20 protein-coding genes are annotated in these 15,710 nt (G+C 72.7%); 8 read left to right on the forward strand and 12 right to left on the reverse strand.

Annotated elements, in window-relative coordinates; all coding sequences use genetic code 11:
• Positions 1 to 67: 67 nt before the first annotated feature.
• On the reverse strand, positions 68 to 529 hold the full coding sequence (locus OG295_RS40280) for a hypothetical protein (protein WP_331733026.1): 462 nt from the start codon (positions 527 to 529) through the stop codon (positions 68 to 70).
• A gap of 239 nt (positions 530 to 768) precedes the next feature.
• On the opposite strand from OG295_RS40280, the gene lanKC reads away from it, so the two are divergent.
• From lanKC to OG295_RS40295, 3 genes are all read left to right on the forward strand, one after another.
• On the forward strand, positions 769 to 3,312 hold the full coding sequence (gene lanKC, locus OG295_RS40285; RefSeq protein ID WP_331733027.1) for a class III lanthionine synthetase LanKC: 2,544 nt from the start codon (positions 769 to 771) through the stop codon (positions 3,310 to 3,312).
• Positions 3,313 to 3,371: 59 nt separating this feature from the next.
• On the forward strand, positions 3,372 to 3,473 hold the full coding sequence (locus tag OG295_RS40290) for a class III lanthipeptide (RefSeq protein WP_331733028.1): 102 nt from the start codon (positions 3,372 to 3,374) through the stop codon (positions 3,471 to 3,473).
• A 76-nt stretch (positions 3,474 to 3,549) separates the two neighbouring features.
• Complete coding sequence (locus OG295_RS40295; RefSeq protein ID WP_331733029.1) at positions 3,550 to 3,663, forward strand: class III lanthipeptide; 114 nt, start codon at positions 3,550 to 3,552, stop codon at positions 3,661 to 3,663.
• Between the two features lie 501 nt (positions 3,664 to 4,164).
• Here the strand turns inward: OG295_RS40295 and OG295_RS40300 are convergent.
• Entirely contained in the window at positions 4,165 to 4,419 is a 255-nt protein-coding gene (locus tag OG295_RS40300) for a hypothetical protein (protein WP_331733030.1), read from the reverse strand.
• Between the two features lie 167 nt (positions 4,420 to 4,586).
• On the opposite strand from OG295_RS40300, the gene OG295_RS40305 reads away from it, so the two are divergent.
• On the forward strand, positions 4,587 to 5,870 hold the full coding sequence (locus OG295_RS40305; RefSeq protein ID WP_331733032.1) for a LuxR C-terminal-related transcriptional regulator: 1,284 nt from the start codon (positions 4,587 to 4,589) through the stop codon (positions 5,868 to 5,870).
• 78 nt (positions 5,871 to 5,948) lie between these two features.
• Here OG295_RS40305 and OG295_RS40310 read toward each other — a convergent pair whose 3' ends face one another.
• From OG295_RS40310 to OG295_RS40330, 5 genes are all read right to left on the reverse strand, one after another.
• Positions 5,949 to 6,215: a DotH/IcmK family type IV secretion protein gene (locus OG295_RS40310; RefSeq protein WP_331733034.1), complete on the reverse strand. Its 267-nt coding sequence runs from the start codon at positions 6,213 to 6,215 to the stop codon at positions 5,949 to 5,951.
• A gap of 32 nt (positions 6,216 to 6,247) precedes the next feature.
• Complete coding sequence (locus tag OG295_RS40315; RefSeq protein WP_331733036.1) at positions 6,248 to 7,090, reverse strand: hypothetical protein; 843 nt, start codon at positions 7,088 to 7,090, stop codon at positions 6,248 to 6,250.
• A 170-nt stretch (positions 7,091 to 7,260) separates the two neighbouring features.
• Positions 7,261 to 8,361, reverse strand: coding sequence for a serine hydrolase domain-containing protein (locus tag OG295_RS40320; RefSeq protein WP_331733038.1), 1,101 nt, complete (start codon positions 8,359 to 8,361; stop codon positions 7,261 to 7,263).
• 72 nt (positions 8,362 to 8,433) lie between these two features.
• Positions 8,434 to 9,105 (reverse strand): DUF4097 family beta strand repeat-containing protein, encoded by a 672-nt coding sequence (locus tag OG295_RS40325; protein ID WP_331733040.1) that lies wholly within the window; start codon positions 9,103 to 9,105, stop codon positions 8,434 to 8,436.
• A gap of 310 nt (positions 9,106 to 9,415) precedes the next feature.
• Positions 9,416 to 10,549: an NAD(P)/FAD-dependent oxidoreductase gene (locus OG295_RS40330; protein WP_331733043.1), complete on the reverse strand. Its 1,134-nt coding sequence runs from the start codon at positions 10,547 to 10,549 to the stop codon at positions 9,416 to 9,418.
• A 139-nt stretch (positions 10,550 to 10,688) separates the two neighbouring features.
• Between OG295_RS40330 and OG295_RS40335 the strand changes: the two genes are divergently transcribed.
• Positions 10,689 to 11,414, forward strand: coding sequence for a TetR/AcrR family transcriptional regulator C-terminal domain-containing protein (locus OG295_RS40335; RefSeq protein WP_331733044.1), 726 nt, complete (start codon positions 10,689 to 10,691; stop codon positions 11,412 to 11,414).
• Between the two features lie 88 nt (positions 11,415 to 11,502).
• Here OG295_RS40335 and OG295_RS40340 read toward each other — a convergent pair whose 3' ends face one another.
• The 4 genes from OG295_RS40340 to OG295_RS40355 form a co-directional block, all read right to left on the reverse strand.
• Positions 11,503 to 11,961 (reverse strand): DUF1801 domain-containing protein, encoded by a 459-nt coding sequence (locus tag OG295_RS40340; RefSeq protein ID WP_331733046.1) that lies wholly within the window; start codon positions 11,959 to 11,961, stop codon positions 11,503 to 11,505.
• A 44-nt stretch (positions 11,962 to 12,005) separates the two neighbouring features.
• Positions 12,006 to 12,494 (reverse strand): AraC family transcriptional regulator, encoded by a 489-nt coding sequence (locus OG295_RS40345; RefSeq protein ID WP_331733682.1) that lies wholly within the window; start codon positions 12,492 to 12,494, stop codon positions 12,006 to 12,008.
• A gap of 62 nt (positions 12,495 to 12,556) precedes the next feature.
• Positions 12,557 to 12,967 (reverse strand): VOC family protein, encoded by a 411-nt coding sequence (locus OG295_RS40350; RefSeq protein ID WP_331733048.1) that lies wholly within the window; start codon positions 12,965 to 12,967, stop codon positions 12,557 to 12,559.
• Positions 12,968 to 13,058: 91 nt separating this feature from the next.
• Positions 13,059 to 13,349, reverse strand: a complete 291-nt coding sequence (locus OG295_RS40355; protein ID WP_331733050.1) for a DUF4287 domain-containing protein — start codon at positions 13,347 to 13,349, stop codon at positions 13,059 to 13,061.
• Between the two features lie 149 nt (positions 13,350 to 13,498).
• Between OG295_RS40355 and OG295_RS40360 the strand changes: the two genes are divergently transcribed.
• The 3 genes from OG295_RS40360 (at position 13,499) to OG295_RS40370 (ending at position 15,432) form a co-directional block, all read left to right on the forward strand.
• Positions 13,499 to 13,972, forward strand: a complete 474-nt coding sequence (locus tag OG295_RS40360) for a DUF3515 family protein (protein ID WP_331733052.1) — start codon at positions 13,499 to 13,501, stop codon at positions 13,970 to 13,972.
• Between the two features lie 130 nt (positions 13,973 to 14,102).
• The gene (locus OG295_RS40365) at positions 14,103 to 14,516 is read left to right on the forward strand and encodes a rodlin (protein WP_331733054.1); all 414 of its coding nucleotides are present in this window, start codon (positions 14,103 to 14,105) and stop codon (positions 14,514 to 14,516) included.
• Between the two features lie 130 nt (positions 14,517 to 14,646).
• Positions 14,647 to 15,432, forward strand: coding sequence for an aminotransferase class IV (locus OG295_RS40370; protein WP_331733056.1), 786 nt, complete (start codon positions 14,647 to 14,649; stop codon positions 15,430 to 15,432).
• Here OG295_RS40370 and OG295_RS40375 read toward each other — a convergent pair.
• The gene (locus tag OG295_RS40375; protein ID WP_331733058.1) at positions 15,381 to 15,710 is read right to left on the reverse strand and encodes a chorismate mutase; all 330 of its coding nucleotides are present in this window, start codon (positions 15,708 to 15,710) and stop codon (positions 15,381 to 15,383) included. The genes OG295_RS40370 and OG295_RS40375 overlap by 52 nt on opposite strands.

Consider the following 15,710-nt stretch of genomic DNA (forward strand, 5'->3'; position numbering starts at 1 on the left):
TCGGCGGTGTCGAGCGATCTGACTGCGTGGCGGCTGCCCGCCCGGACCGGGTCCGGGCGGGCGACTGTCATTCGTTGTTCACGAAGACGGTAACGCCCCACGCGTCCTGCGAGCCGATGACCGCGATCAGGCGGCCGTCGCTCAGGCCCACTTCGTAGCGCCACTTCCCGTTGTCCTGGCAGTAGGCGTTCGGCGCCCCGACCCTGACCACGGTCTGAATGTCGTCCCAGGAGACCCTGCGCTCCGCCATCCGCTGCCGCATGTGCTGTGACGCCCCCCGGAGGCTGGTCGGAGCGGTTCCGCCGCAATCCGTCGGCTCCTTGACCGGGGGGCAGCCCTGGCCGTCGTCGCGGCAGCGCATCGGCGAGATCGGCGAGTCCAGCAGGTCCGCGAGCTGGACCGTCGTCGCGGTCTGGGTCCGGGCCTGGACCGGGGCGGGTGTCGCCGCCTGGGCCGGGACCGCGGTGAGCGCCGCCGCGGAGGCGGCGAGGGCGACCAGCGCGAGCCGGAAGCGCTGCGAGTTGATCATGGGGGGCTTCTTCCCTTGTTCCGTCACGTGTGCGGCCCCGCGGCCGCCTGGAACGAATGTCGGCGGTGGCCGTCCACGCGTGATGAGCGGGCGGTCGGTCCTGTGATCACCGGCGATGGGCGTCCGTCCATCGCACGAGGACCGGCCCGCCGCACAGTGGTGGCCATGAACGACGAACCGACCGTCCACCACCGGGAACCGCCGGCGGACGGCGGAGCGGATTCCGGGAGGAGGAAGCGATGAATCTGGAACAGATGTACGCCTTCTGTCTGGCCGACCCGGTGTTCTTCGACGTGCCGCAGCGCCTTGCGGACGAGGACGAACGCTGGACGCCGCCGCAGGTGGGCGACGCCACCGTGGTGCAGGACGACGCGGACGTATGGGTGCGGGTGTTCTTCGGCAGGCCCCTGCCGAACCAGGGCTGGAAGATCCACGTATCGGCCGATGTCCCGGCCGCCCAGGAGGTCCTGGACAGGGCCGCCGCCGTCTGCGCCGCCCACCGCGTCGCCTTCAAGTACCTGCGCAGCGGCCGGCTCCTCTCGGCGTTCAACTCCAAGTACGCCCACCGCGGTTCCTCGGGGAAGTTCATCGCCGTCTACCCGGCGGACGAGGCGGAGCTGAAGACGCTGCTGGACGACCTCACGGACGCCCTGGACGGGCAGCGGGGCCCGTACATCCTGTCCGACCTGCGCTGGAGCGAGCGCAGCCCGGTGTTCCTGCGGTACGGGGCGTTCGCCGCGATGTGGGCCGACGACGGGGGCGACGCTCCGGTGCTGGCGATCGTCCGGCCGGACGGTACGCCGGTGGTCGATCCGCGGACGGCGGCGTTCACCCCGCCGCAGTGGGCCCCGATGCCCGGCTTCGTCCGTGAGCGCATCGAACGGTTCAGCGTGATCAGCCGCGTCGACCTGCCCTACGAGATCGTGCGGCCGCTGCACTTCTCCAACGGGGGCGGGGTCTACCTGGCCAAGGACACCGGCAGCGGCGACCTGGTGGTGCTGAAGGAGGCGCGGCCCCTGGCCGGGCTGGACGCGCGGGGTCTGGACGCCGTCGCCCGGCTGCGGCACGAGCACCGCATGCTCACCGCGCTGGCCGGGACCGGTCTCGTACCGCGTGTGCTGGGTTACGAGACCCACTGGGAGCACGACTTCCTCGTCCAGGAGTACATCGACGGCGACGCGCTGGCGAAGGCGGGCGTGCTGCGCCTGCCGCTGGTGCGACCGGGTGCGACACCGCAGACGTACGCGGAGTACACCGGCTGGGCGCTCGCGGTCCTCGACAAGGTCGCCGCGGCGGTCGCCGCCGTCCACCGGGCCGGGGTCGTCTTCGGCGATCTGCACCCGAACAACGTCATCGTGCGCCCCGACGACAGCGTCACCTTCATCGACCTGGAAGCCGCCCACCCCATCGGCGAGGAGCGCACCGGTCTGCTGGGCGCGCCGGGGTTCGCGGCGCCCGCCCACGTCACGGGCACCGACGTCGACGCCTACGGCCTGGCCGCCCTGCGCCTGGACCTGTTCGTCCCGCTGACGGCGCTGTCCGGCCCGGATCCGGCCAAGCCCGACCAGCTGGCACGGTGGGTCCACGAGCTCTTCCCCCTGCCGGCCGGCTACGCCCACCAAGCCGCCGCCGCCATGGCCGCGATCGCCGGGACCACCCCACCGGCACCACCGGGCCCAGGGGCTGTCGGCAGGGACTGGGAGGAGAACCGGGCGGGGCTCGTCGCGGCGCTCACCGCCTGCGCCACCCCCGACCGGGACGACCGGCTCTTCCCGGGCGATCCCGACGGGGCGCGGGAGGGCGGCGGGACCAACCTCTCCAACGGCGCGGCGGGCGTCCTGTACGCCCTGCACGCCACGGGCCACGCCGTCGACCCCGCGTGGACCGACTGGCTCACCGCCGCGACGCTGCGGGACATCGACCGTGCGCCCGTCGGCCTCTTCAACGGCTCCTGCGGGGTGGCCACCGTCCTCGACCTCCTGGGACGGCACGGGGAGGCCACCGAGATCCTGGGCCGGACACTCGACCGCTCCGGCGAACCGACGAGCCTCGGTCTGCTGACCGGACTGCCCGGCACGGGTCTGACCGCGCTCGGCTTCCATGCCCGGCGCGGGGACGGCGGCCACCTCGACCAGGCCCGTCGCATCGCGGAACGCATCGGGGCCGCCCTCGACCGCCCGGTCGTCAAGGACCCCGGCGCGGGCCTCATGACCGGGGCGGCCGGAGCCGCGCTGTTCCTCGTACGGCTCCACGAACGCACCGGCGAGCCCGGTTACCTCGACCTCGCCGAGACGGCACTGCGCCGCGACCTCGCGCGGTGCGTGGACGTCGACGGCTCCCTGCAGGTCGACGACGGCTGGCGGTCCGTGCTCTACCTCGGCACCGGATCCACCGGCATCGGACTCGCCCTGGCGGCCTTCCTGAAGCACCGCACCGGGGAGGGGCTCGCCGACGCCCTCGCCTCGATCCGGCTCGCGGCACGCGGCCAGTTCACCGTCTTCCCCGGTCTCTTCGACGGCCGCGCCGGACTGCTGTACTTCCTGACGGCCGTCGGCCACGGCGCCGACGACGACCTCGCGCTCCAGGGGCACCGGCGCGATCTGTGGCGGCACGCCGTGCCCCACGGCGACGGGCTCGCCTTCCCCGGCAGACACCTGGTCCGGCTGTCGATGGACCTCGCCACCGGATCGGCGGGAGTGCTCCTGGCGATGGACGGCGCCCACCGTCGCACCGACCATCTCCTGCCCCTGCTCGGCGGGCCGGCACCGGCCACCGCCGCCTGAAGCTTGCCGGGCCGATCCCGGTCCGGCGAAACCCCTACCGCCGGAAGGAGGTGAACGACATGTCCATCCTCAACCTCCAGCAGCTGGAGATCGCCGAGGAGGAGGGCGCCGCCCTGCTCGCCAGCGCCATCAGCTACGCGTGCCACGGCACGGCCGCCTGAGTCGTGTCCCGCCTCCGGCGGGAGCGCCCGGCCCGGCCGGCAAGGAACCTCCGCCCACGGAATCGAGGTGAACACCATGTCCATCCTCAGCCTCCAGCAACTGCAGGTCACGAACGCAGAAGGCGACCTGCTGCTCATGAGCAGCGCCAGCTTCGGATCCCAGTGCTGCACCACACCGGCCTTCCACTGAGCCACGGGGGACGTACCCGGCCACACGCACACGGAAAGGAGGTGAACACCATGTCCATCCTCAACCTCCAGCAGCTGGAGATCGCCGAGGAGGAAGGCGGCCTGCTCCTCATCAGCAGCGCCAGCTTCCAGTGCCACAACACCAGCTTCCACTAGGCGACGGGTGACACACCCGCCCGCCCACACCACCACGGAAAGAAGGAGACCATCATGTCGATCCTCAACCTCCAGCAGCTGGAGATCGCCGAGGAGGAAGGCGGCCTGCTCCTCATCAGCAGCGCCAGCTTCCAGTGCCACAACACCAGCTTCCACTGAGCCGCGGGGGTGACACACCCCTTCAGTTGACGCGGTGACGATCCGTTCGCGGATCAGAACGGCCTGCGGGGCAATGCCCCGCAGGCCGTTCCGTCATGTCCTGCCCCCGCACCGGGCTCGGGCCCACGTCCACCCAACCGGCGGCGGATGGTATCCGCCGCCCCCGCACCCGGTCGCCCGGGCGGTCCTAGTGGAGCCGCGTGTACGGGCACTCACCTGTGCCCCACGCGGTCGTGGTGATGCACCCGTGGCCCCGGCCGGCGCCTTCGCGGTGCGAGCTCGAACCCTCCGTCGGCGCGTCCGCGGCCGAAACCACCGTCGTGTTCGACATCGCGCTCGTGGTCGTGGTCGTGGTCGCGCTCGTGCTCATGCTCGCGGCGCCCATCCAGACCACGCCCGCGGCGGCCAGCACCGCCATCCCCCGTACGGTCTTGTTGATCACGACAACTCCTCTGTGACGTATGGCGTGTGACGGATGGGACTCCGGCCGGTCATGCCGTTCCCCTTGTGCCGCTCCCGACTCTGCCAGCCGTGGGATGACATCGGCAGACCCGTAGTGGATCATCTGTGTGCCATGCACTTTTAGGAGGCAAGCACGTGGAGACGGGCATGGCAGCGGGCGTGCCCGAGGTCGACAACTCGGCGGTCGTCCTGTACCGGTGGATGCTCGTGCACGGCGGGCTCCGCGCCCCGGACCTGCCGCGGGCCGCGGGCGAAATCGGTCTGACGGAGGAGGAATGCCGCCTCGCGGTGCGCCTGCTCACCGACACCTGTCTGGTACGGGTCGACGGCCACGGCTGGCAGGCCGTCAGCCCACAGGCCGCGGGGGCGCGGCTGCTGTGCGGACCCGAGGCCGCGCTGCGTGCGCACGAGGAGGAACTGCGGGTGCGCAGGGACGAACTCCAGCGCCGGCGTGACGCGTTCACCGGGCTCATCCCCGTCTACCTCCAGGCTCGGCAGCACGCCTTCCCGCAGGGCACGATCGACCACCTGCCCGACCAGTTCGCGGTGCGCGAGCTGCTGACCGAGGTCATCGACGGCTGCCGCGGCGAGGTGCTCGTGTCCAAGCACGGCGGCTCCTTCCCGGAGGCCGCGCTGCGCGAAGCGCTGCCGCGTGACCTGGCGTTGTTGGACCGGGGGGTGCGGATGCGCAGCCTCTACCAGCACGCCACCCGCTTCGACCCGGCGACACGGGCGCACTCGGAGCGGCTGATCGAGGCGGGGGCGGAGATCCGCACGCTGCCGGAGGTGCTGCCGCAGATGATCGTCGTCGACGGGGAGCTGGGCTTCCTGCCGTCCCGGTCCGGCGGGGCGCTGCTGATCCGGGAGCCGGACCTGCTCGGCTACCTCCTGGACGTCTTCCAGCGGGACTGGGAGTACGCGACGCCGTTCGCGACGGGCCCGCAGGCAGCGCACGACATCTCGGAGACGGTCAAGCAGAGCATCCTGGCGCTCCTGGCCAAGGGCCTGAAGGACGACTCGATCGCGCGCCGTCTGGGCATATCGCTGCGGACCTGCCGCCGGCACGTCTCGGAGCTGCTGCTCGGGCTGGGGGCGCACAGCCGCTTCCAGGCCGGGGTGATCGCCGAACGGCAGGGTCTGACGGAGACGCGCGGGCCGTCGCCGGAACAGGAGGAGCCCGGCGCGGTCCCGGGCACCGGCATGGCGTCCGCCCCGCATCCGGAGCCGGCGCGGGGGCCGGAGCCGGTGGTGGCCGGTGCCGACGGTCCCTCCCGCTGTCCCGGCTGCGGTGTGGGGCTCCCCGCTACGGGGGGCCGCCGCCCGGCGCCGGGCCGGCCGGCCCGCCACTGCTCGGCCGCCTGCCGGTCGCGGGCCTACCGGGCCCGCCGCAAGCCGGGGGCCGGGGACGGCGGGCCCGCCGCCGGAGCGTGACGAAACACGGTCCCGTCACGAAATCCCCCGTGCCCGCCCACGGGGGCCGGGGGTGGCAGCACCGCCGACGGCCACCTCTCAGAGGCCTTCGATCTCCAGCCGGACCGTCCGCCCGTCCACGGAGCCCAGGAGAAGGGGCGTTCTCGGCATCTCGTACGCCTTCGTCCCGTCGGGAGCGGACACCGTCGCGGTCCAGGCCGGAAAGATGACGGTGAGGCGCGTCCGGAGGTAGACGCGGTGGTCGAAGAGCCAGGCCCGCACCGGGCCTCCGCGCACTTCGAGCTCCACGGCCCGCCTCGGGACCACTCCCTCCAGGACGTTCAGCAGCGTGACGTGTCGGGCCATCCGGGAAGCCTACGTCCGGAGCCGGCCGGCGGCTACGGTCGTTCGAAGGCCTGGAGCACGCCGCCGATCGAGAAGCACAACGCGCCGGTGAGCGTGCCCCAGTTGGCGATGTCGGCGTTGATCAGGCTTCCGGTGGCGGGCCGGGTGAAGGCGGCCAGCGCGGAGACCATGAAGAGCACCGACCCGAGCTGGTTCACCGCGACGACCCACCAGCCGAGGCTGCGCGAGCGCAGGCACGGCCGGGCCCGGTGGCAGATCTCGACGAACGCGAGGTGCCCCGAGACCAGGAACAGCACGCATCCGACCACGTCGGGGGTCCAGATCAGCCGGTTGGTCTGCTGAACGGTGAGCCCTTGCAGGAAGGAGTCCAACAGGTTGACGCCGAACACGAGCGTCCCGACGAACAGCACGAAGGCGCTCAGCCAGGCCACGCGCATCGGCTCGTACCCCCACCACCTCCAGCCGGCCGTGACCAGTGGCCCGCCCCCGTGGGTGTGCCGGGGCGCGTTCAGTACCTGCAGGAGCGAGGTGTAGCCGCCGGTGTTGAAGAACAGTCCGCCCGCGAAGTAGACCGCGGCGCTCTCCAGCGGGTCGCCCGAGCCGAACTGGGCCACGGCGGCGCCGAGGGCGAAGAGCGCTCCGCCGATGACGAAGGCGCCCGAGGCGACGGCGTTGAGCCTGCGCAGACGGCCGAGGGCTTCGGCGTCGGCCGCCGGGGACAGGGTGAGCGAGTCTCCCGGGCCGCGGACCGACAGCGCACCGCGCCTGCGCGCGACCCGTGACTCCCACACCACCGTTCCCCCTTCGGGGCGGTGCCAGGTGAGCCGGGTGGTGAAGGGTCCCGCGCCTTCGGCGCGCTGCTCGGGCTGTCCCACGGCCCGAGCGTAGCCCCGCGGGCGGCTCCGGACGGGGCAGGCCCGCCGTGCCGTGCCGAGGACGGGCCCGGTGTGGTCCGGCCCGGTTGGTCCGGCCCGGTGTGGTCCGGCCCGGTGTGGTCCGGCCCGTCGGCCGCGCCGGCCGGGGGCCGCGTGCCGGCTCGGCGTCGTCAGCCCGCGGTCCGTTCGGCGCCGAACACCGCTTCGACGAGCCGCTGCGTCGCCTGCTGGACCGGCCCCGCCAGGGACAGCCCGGCGTCGTCCACGTAGTTCAGTGCGGCGGTCAGGGTCCTGCTGCCGTCGGGCGTGCTGTACAGCAGTGCCGCGTGACCCGCGATGCCGCCGTTGTGGGTGATGACCGTGCCTTCGCCGTCCGGGCCCGGCTGTACGAACACGCCCAGGCCGTAGCCCGCCTTGGGGTGCGGCTCGCACATCTCGGCCAGCAGCGGGGCCGGCAGGAGCCTGCCGCCCATCAGTGCGGAGACGAAGGTGTGGAGGTCCCGGGTGGTGGAGATCATGTCACCGCCGGTGGAGATCCAGGAGGGGTTCTGGCGGGTGACGTCGACCGTCTTCCGCTCGCCGTCCTCCTCGTACCGGTAGTAGGCGTGGGCGTGGGGCTCGGGGACCTCCGTCCGGGTGTCCGGTACCACGGTGTCCGACAGGCCGAGCGGCCCCAGTACGAGCCGCTGCATCTCCTCGGCCAGCGAACGGCCGGTGACCCTTTCGATCAGCAGCCTGGCCAGTACGTAGTTGGTGTTGGAGTAGCTCCAGTCCGTCCCCGGCTCGAACCGCGCCGGCTTGGACAGCGCCAGCCGTACCAGTTCCTCCGGCAGGTGGGTCTTGAACCGGTTGTCCACCCACTCCCGGCCCTGCCAGGGGATGCCGGGCACGACCGTCCCGTCCTCGTAGTACTCCCCGGTGAAGTTGAAGACGCCGCTGGTGTGCTGCAGCAGCATCCGTACGGTGATCCGCGGGTCCAGCCCGAGTTCGGGCAGGTGGCCGGCGACCGCGTCGTCCAGCCCGGTCCTGCCCTCCGCCACGAGCCGGAGCACGGCGGCGGCGGTGAACGGCTTGGTGACGCTGCCCACCCGGAAGTATCCGTCGACGGGCGGCGGGGCGCTCTCGCCCAGCTCGGCGACGCCGGCGGTGGCGACCCATTCGCCCCGGTGGTCGTTCACGCGCAGGTGCACTCCGGTGAAACCGGAGCCGATCATCTCCTGGATGATCTGCCGCAGCTCCGGGCGGTCCTGGACGGTGGAGGTGACGGACATGGTGGTGTGCTCCCTGAAGGGTGTCGCGGACTTCGGCTGGACTGAGGGGACCGTCATGAGCGCGGCCGCGGGTCAGAGGCTGCGGGCGGTGATGTCGCCGTAGGAGGTCGTCGCCCGGATGTCGAGGGCGGCGCCGGCGCCGTCGGCGTTGCCGAGGGTGTTGTGGATGCGGCCGTAGGCGGTGCCGGCGTCGAGGGTGGCGGAGGTTCCGCGGGCGGCGCCGACGGTGATGTCGCCGTGCTCGGTGCGCAGTTCGACGGTGCCGCGGTGGGCCTCGGTGATGCGGAGGTGGCCCTTCTGGGTGCCGATCCGGGCGGGGCCGGTGAGGCGGCCGACGGTGATGTCGCCGGCCTGGACGGTGAGGCGGGCGCCGGCGGTCTCGTCGAGTTCGACGGTGGCCTGGGCGCCCTCGAAGGTCACGTCGCCGAGGCGTCCGACGCCGCGGAGTTCGGCGGCGGCGGCCTTCGCCTCCACGTGGGAGCCGGCGGGGAGCTGGACGGTGAGCTCGATGGACCCGGAGTTGCCGAGGAACCGGTTGTCGGCCTCGGCGGCCCCGATGCGCAGGACTCCGTCGGCGTATTCGACCGTGGTCCGCTCGGCGGCCTTCACGTCGCGGCTCTTGGAGCCGTCGGCGGGCCGGACCTCGACGGTGGTGTCGGCCCGGTCGGCTGCGACGAGCCGGATGCGCCCGGCGGGGATGTCCAGGACGACGGAGACCGGGGCGGTGGTGTCGAACTTCTGCATGATGCTTTCCTTCGGCTCGCTGTTTCTGATGATGGAAAGCTACGTTGCGTTCATGAGATTGGCAACATATTCGTTGCACGCTAACCGTATTTACGCATGTCACAGACGTGAAATCGTTGCAACGACTGTGAACGTAATGCAACATCAGTCATCCGGGGCGTTGCAATGGATCGAGAGTGAACGCTATGGCGGCATGCGGAACGCACTGCGGGCCCGTCTGCGCGGCTCGACGGCCGCGGGGACGGGCCCGCTCTGTGGTGCACTACGCCCTCGGGCGCGGGAGGTGGCGCATCGCCGTGTCCTGGCCCTCCTATTGCGCGGGCTGGAGGATCGCCACCAGGCGCCGCGCGGCGTCGGGGGACATCAGGATCTCGTGGATGCGGGCGGAGTGGCGGGCGGCCTCCCGCGCGCGGGGGAACATGGCCCGCTCGTAGTGGTGCGCGGCCGTATCGGGGGCATGCGGGTCGGCGGCGAGGGCGAGGCCGAGTTCGGCCCCGTCGAGGAGGGCCGCGTTGGCGCCCTCTCCGGCCGGCGGCATCAGGTGGGCGGCGTCGCCCAGGAGGGTGACGCCCGGTACGTGGGGCCAGGTCAGCCCGACCGGCAGGGTGGACAGGGAGCGGATCGTGAGCGTCTGGTCGCACGCGTCGATCAGGTCGGTGAACTCCGGCGCCCAGTCGGCGAACCGCTCGCGCAGCCGGGGGCGGGCTCGGACCGGGTCGTCGAAGGGGATGCCACAGGTGGCGGGCCAGTCCTCGGGGCCGTGGAAGGTCAGGTAGACGCGCAGCCGGCCGTCGCCGTTGAGCTGGGCGGACAGCGAGCGGCGCGGGCCGAAGGCCCAGTAGTTGCCGCGTCCCACCAGGGCGCCGAGGTCGGGCCGGGTGCGGACGAGGTCGGGTATGCCCAGTTCGACGACGTGGGCGCCGAGCGGGGTGGGCCGGGCGTCGGTGACGAGGGGGCGCACACGGGAGTAGGCACCGTCCGCCCCGACGAGCAGCTCGCATTCGGCGGTCCGGCCGCCGGTGAAGTGCAGGCGGTGGCGGCCCCCGGGCAGCGGCTCGGCCCGCTCCAGGCCGTGGCCCCAGGCGACGGCGCCGGGCGGCAGCGAGCCGAGGAGGGTGGCGCGCAGGTCCGCGCGGTCGACCTCGGGGCGGTCCAGCGGGGCGTCGTCGGGGGTGTCCTGCCGCAGCAGGACCGTCCCGGTGTGGTCGAGCAGGCGGTGGTCCTGGCCCTCGCGCCGGGCCATGGACAGGAACTCCGCCTCCAGTCCGGCCTCGCGCAGCGCACGCTGGCCGGTGTCGGCGTGCAGGTCGAGCATGCCGCCCTGGGTGCGGGCGGTCGGCGACGCGTCGCGCTCGTACACGACCGACTCGATGCCGTGCAGGTGGAGGACACGGGCCAGGAGCAGGCCGCCGGGTCCGGCTCCGATGATGGCGATGCGTGACATGGGTGTGCCCCTCGTTCGGGATCGGATCCGTTTTCGATACGCCGTATTGTGACGATACACCGTATCGACAAAATATCGATACACTGTATCGACACAGGGGTACGCGAACCCGAGGATCCGAGGAGAGGCAGGGGAGCCCGTGCTCATCTGGGAACGGCCCGAGCCGGCCGCACGGTCTTCGCTCAGCCCGCTGAGCCGCGACCGCATCGTGCGGGCCGCGATCGGGCTGGCCGACGGCGACGGACTGCCGGCGGTCTCGCTGCGCAAGGTCGCCGCCGCGCTGGACGCCGGCCCGATGCGGCTCTACCGCTACGTGGACACCAAGGAGGAACTCCTCGACCTGATGGTCGACGCGGTGTACGCCGAGATCCCCCTGCCCGATTCCGAGGAGGAGGGCGAGGGGGACGAGGCGGGGTGGGAGGCACGTGTACGGGCGCTCACCCACGGCCTGCGCGGCGCGGCACTGCGCCACGAGTGGTTCGCCGACCTCCTCGGCGGCCGCCCGCAGTTCGGCCCCGCGGCCCTCGGTTACCTGGAGGCGATCCTGGCCGCCCTGCGCCGCGCCCCGGGCATCGACGAGGACGACCCGAACGCCCTGATGCGCGCCCTGCAGGCGGTGAACGGCTACGTACTCGGCGCGGTCCGCCACGAAATCGTCGAACTGCGCGTGGAACGCGAGAGCGGCCAGACGGAACGCCAGTGGCAGGCCGCGTCCGGCCCCTACCTCCGGCGCCTCATCGCCACCGGCCGGTACCCCGCCCTCGCCCACCTCGTGACCCGTGGCGCGGACCAGGAACCCGCCGCGATGTTCGTCGCCGGCCTGGACGTCGTCCTGACCGGCCTGGCGGCTCCGGCTCCGGCCTAGCCCGGACCGAAGGCTTCGCCCGCTCGCCCCACGCCCGCGCCGGTGGCCCGTTCGGACCGACGGCGCGGGGTGGGACGGTTTGGGCCGGTCAGTGCAGCGACCGCTCGACGAGGGCGGCGATGCGGTTCTCCACCTCGGGCGTCACCTCGGTCAGGGCGAAGGCGGCCGGCCACATGGTGCCGTCGTCCAGCTTCGCGAGGTCGCTGAACCCGAGGGTGGCGTAGCGTGCCTTGAACTTCTCGGCGCTCTGGAAGAAGCAGACGATCTTGCCGTCCAGCGCGTAGGCGGGCATGCCGTACCAGAGCTTCGGGGCGAGCGCCGGGGCGGTGGCCGTGACGACGGCGTGGACGCGCTCGGCCATGATCCGGTCCGGGTCCCGCATCTCGGCGATCTTCGCGAGCACGTCCCGCTCGGCTTCGGCCGCCTTGTCCGCGCTCGACCTGCGGCGCGCCTCCTGCTTCAGTTCGCGGCCGTGGTCCCTCATCGCGGCCCGTTCCTCAGCGGTGAATCCCTCGTAGGTGGTGGTGGTGTTCTCGGTGCCGGCCATGGCGGACTCCCCCGGGTGTGGTGTGGGCGTGGTGCGGGTGGGTGTCAGGACAGGACGTCGGACGGTGGGACGGTTTCCCGGTCGAAGCCCTCCGGGTCGGTGAAGGGTTGAGGCTGCGGGAGGGCTGCTGCTCGATTCCTGACCGGTTCGGCCGCGCGCTCCTGCCCGCACGGCGGGAGCCCCGCCCGGGTGTCGGCGGCGAGGCGGCGGTAGGTGTCGGGGGACATGCCGACCAGTTCGGTGAAGCGGATGCCGAAGGTGGACGCCGAGGTGCAGCCGACCGCGGAGCGGACCTCGGTGACGCCGAGGCCGCCGTGGCGCAGCAGGGCCGTGGCGCGTTCGACGCGGCGGGTCATGAGGTAGGCGTACGGGGACTGGCCGTACGCGAGCCGGAACCGGCGGCTGAGGTGCCCGGCGGGGAGGCCCGCGCCGCGGGCGAGGGCCTCGACGTCCAGCGGCCGGGCGTACTCCCGGTCGATCCGGTCGCGTACGCGGCGCAGTCGGGCGAGGTCGTTCAGGCGCTGCGCCGCCATGCGGGCGCGGCCCCATGCGGGGTGGCACACGGGAGGACTCCTGTCGTCGAGGGCCGTACGGCTCAGCGCAGTTGCTGGATGCGGATCAGGTTGCCCGCGGGGTCGCGGAAGGCGCAGTCGCGGATGCCGTAGGGCTGCTCGGTCGGCTCCTGGACGACCTCGGCGTCGCACGCCTGGACCTTGTCGAAGACGGCGTCGAGGTCCGGGGTGGCCAGGAGGATCCAGCCGTAGGTGCCCTTGGCCATCATCTCGGCGATGGTGCGGCGCTCGTCCTCGGTGATCCCGGGGTCGGCGGCGGGCGGCGCGAGGAGGATGGACGTGCCGGGCTGCCCCTTGGGGCCGACGGTGATCCAGCGCATCTTGCCCTGTCCGACGTCGCTGCGGACCTCGAAGCCGAGGACGTCGCGGTAGAAGACGAGGGAGGCGTCCGGGTCGTCGTGCGGGAGGGCGCTGGTGTGGATGGTGAGGTTCATGACGGTCAGGCTAGGGGTGGTGGGGCGGCCCGTGCTTCTCGATTCCTGATCGGTCGTGACACGGGCCGCGGCGTCCCTGACCGGCCGGGGCTCAGGCGGGGCGGGTGGCCTTGCCGTCCAGCCAGAGGGTGTCGGATTCGTCGCGGTGGACGCCGGTGCTTCCGACGTGCTTGGCGTCGATCTTCGGGCCGTTCTTGATGACGTGGACCAGCGCCATGCCGTGTCCGCGGCCCAGGCCGTGGTCCTCCTTGAGCCAGGCGAGGACCGTTCCCGCCTTGGTGGACGGGTCGTCGTAGCCGCGCTCGTGGGCGAGGGCGATGAAGGCGCGGGGCGTGAGGCCCGTCTTGGTCTCGATGGTGTCGAGGTAGGCCTGGAACGACATGGGATTTCCTTTGGGTGGAGGGACGTTACGGAGTGTGGACCGGGGCCGGGAGCGAAACTCATCGGTCGGTGGGCGATGGATTTTCGGCGCTGCCTAGGGTGGGGGGGGAAGGCGGCTCGACGGAGCGCCGACGGGGGGGGAACGTGGTGGTGCGTGGGCGGAACGCGGTGGTGTGCGCGGTCGCGGTCGTGGCGGTCGGCGCCGCCGTGGTGGGGACCCTGACCGACTACGACGTGCCGGCCGGGCCGTTCGCGCACGGCGCCCCGTGCGCGGGCGTGGTCGCGGGCCTGCCGGGGACCCTCCTCGGGCAGGGCCGTGACGCGGTCGACGGCGTGGGGGCCGCCGGGTGGGGTGGCGGGTCCATCGTGCTGCGGTGCGGTGTGCGGCCCCTCGGGCCGACCGTGGACACCTGTGTGAACGTCGACGGTGTGGACTGGGTGCTCGATGACGGGCGGGCCGGGCGCGGCGGGGTGTGGGCGTTCACCACCTACGGGCGCGAGCCGGCCGTCGAGGTCGTGTTCGCCGGGGGTTCCCGGTCGGCGGGTGACGCCCTGATCGCGGTCAACAAAGGGGTACGGGGCTTCCCGCAGAACTCCAAGTGCCTGGCGCTGAGCGACACGTGAGGGGGCGCCGCGGAGGGGCGGAGCGCGCGCATTCGGGTGACAGACCGCCACGGGCGGTGGCACGCCGGCGTTAGAAGGTCGACTTGCCCAACAGGGGCCCGTTTCCGCTCTAGCGAAGGATTGCTTGAGAATGCTGAAGAAGATGATGGTCACCGCAGCAGCCACCGCCGCCGCGATCGGCGCGGGCGCTGCCGCTGCCGCGCCTGCCATGGCCATCGGCAACGACAACGGGATCAACACCGTCAACGGCAACGGCGCTTCCCAGATCTACGGCAACCAGAAGACCGCCGGTGACATGAGCCCGCAGCTCAGCGCCATCCAGGGCACCCTGAACAAGCCCTGTGTCGCTCTGCCGGTCAAGGTCAACGCCCAGTCCCTGCTCGCGCTCCTCGCCAACGTCGGCGTCCAGGACATCAACGTCCTGTCCAACCCGCAGAACCAGCAGTGCACCGAGAACTCCACCCAGGCCAAGGGCGACGAGCCGCTCTCGCACATCCTGGACAACATCCCGGTCCTCTCCGGCAACGTCTCCGCCAACAGCTGATCCACCGGCAGGGCCGGTCGTGGGGTTCCGCACGAGCCCCCACGGCCGGCCCTTCCGCGTGCCCGGGGTGCCCCCGTGGGCGCGTCGGGGGGTGGGGGGCCGGGCTGCCCGACGATCTATGCTCCGGGTCATGACAACGGGGTTGGCGGGTGCCGGTGGGGGCGGGGAGCGGGTCCTCCTGTACGGGGCGGACGGGCTCGTCGAGGGTGAGGAGGCGGCCGGGGCGTTGGCGGCGGCCGACTCCTGGCTCGTCGAGGAGGGCCGGGTACGGGAACTGCCCGCGCACTGGCGGCGGTTCGCGGCGGCCGTCGCCGAGGCGGGCGGGCCGGAGCCCGGGGGCTTCCCGGAGGCCGTCGTCGCGGCGCTGCCCCGGCGGGGGTGCTGGTTCCCCCGGGTGGAACTGGTCGGCGGACGGTTGCAGGTACGGGTGAGGCCGGCGCCCGCGCGGACGGACGCGGTGCGGTTGTGGGCCGGGGGCGAGGACCCCCGGCGGGCACCGCGGCGCAAGGGGCCGGACCTGGGGGCGCTCGGGGCCCTGCGGGCGCAGGCCGTCGCTGCGGGCGCCGATGACGCGCTGCTCGTCTCCGACGACGGGGTGGTGCTGGAGACCGCCACGGCGAGCCTGGTGTGGTGGGAGGGGGACGTCCTGTGCGTCGTCGATCCCGCCCTGCCGGTCCTCGCGGGGGTGACGGCCTCCTGGGTGGTGCGGCGCGCCGGGGAACTGGGCGTCGCGGTGCGGCGGCGCCGGGTGCGCCCGGCGGAGCTGGACGGGTGCGAGGTGTGGGTGACCAACGCGTTGCACGGGCTGCGGCCGGTCACCGGCTGGGTGGGGGCCGACGTGGCCGTCGGCCCCGCACCGCGGGTTCAGGAGTGGCGGGCCGCCTGGGCGGACGCCGCGGTGCCGCTGCCCCGGTAGCGGCAGAGGTTGAGCAGGATCATGGCCACGTCCACTCCGGGGCGGCCGAGGCCGTTCCCGTAGCGGCCGATGACCTGGGTCTCGCGGGACAGGCGGGTGCCGGGGCCGCCTGCGGCGGTCCGGTCGCGCTGGATCTCGTGGACCAGGGCGACGCGCTGGGCGACCAGGGAGATGATCTCGTCGTCGAGTGCGTCGACCTGGTGGAGGCGGACCTCCTCGTTGAGCTGGGTGAGGAGGGCTGTTGTCTCCGCGGGTGCGGGGTCTGTGCTGACGGGCAT

The organism is Streptomyces sp. NBC_01276 (genome assembly GCF_041435355.1).
Lineage (GTDB): Bacteria > Actinomycetota > Actinomycetes > Streptomycetales > Streptomycetaceae > Streptomyces.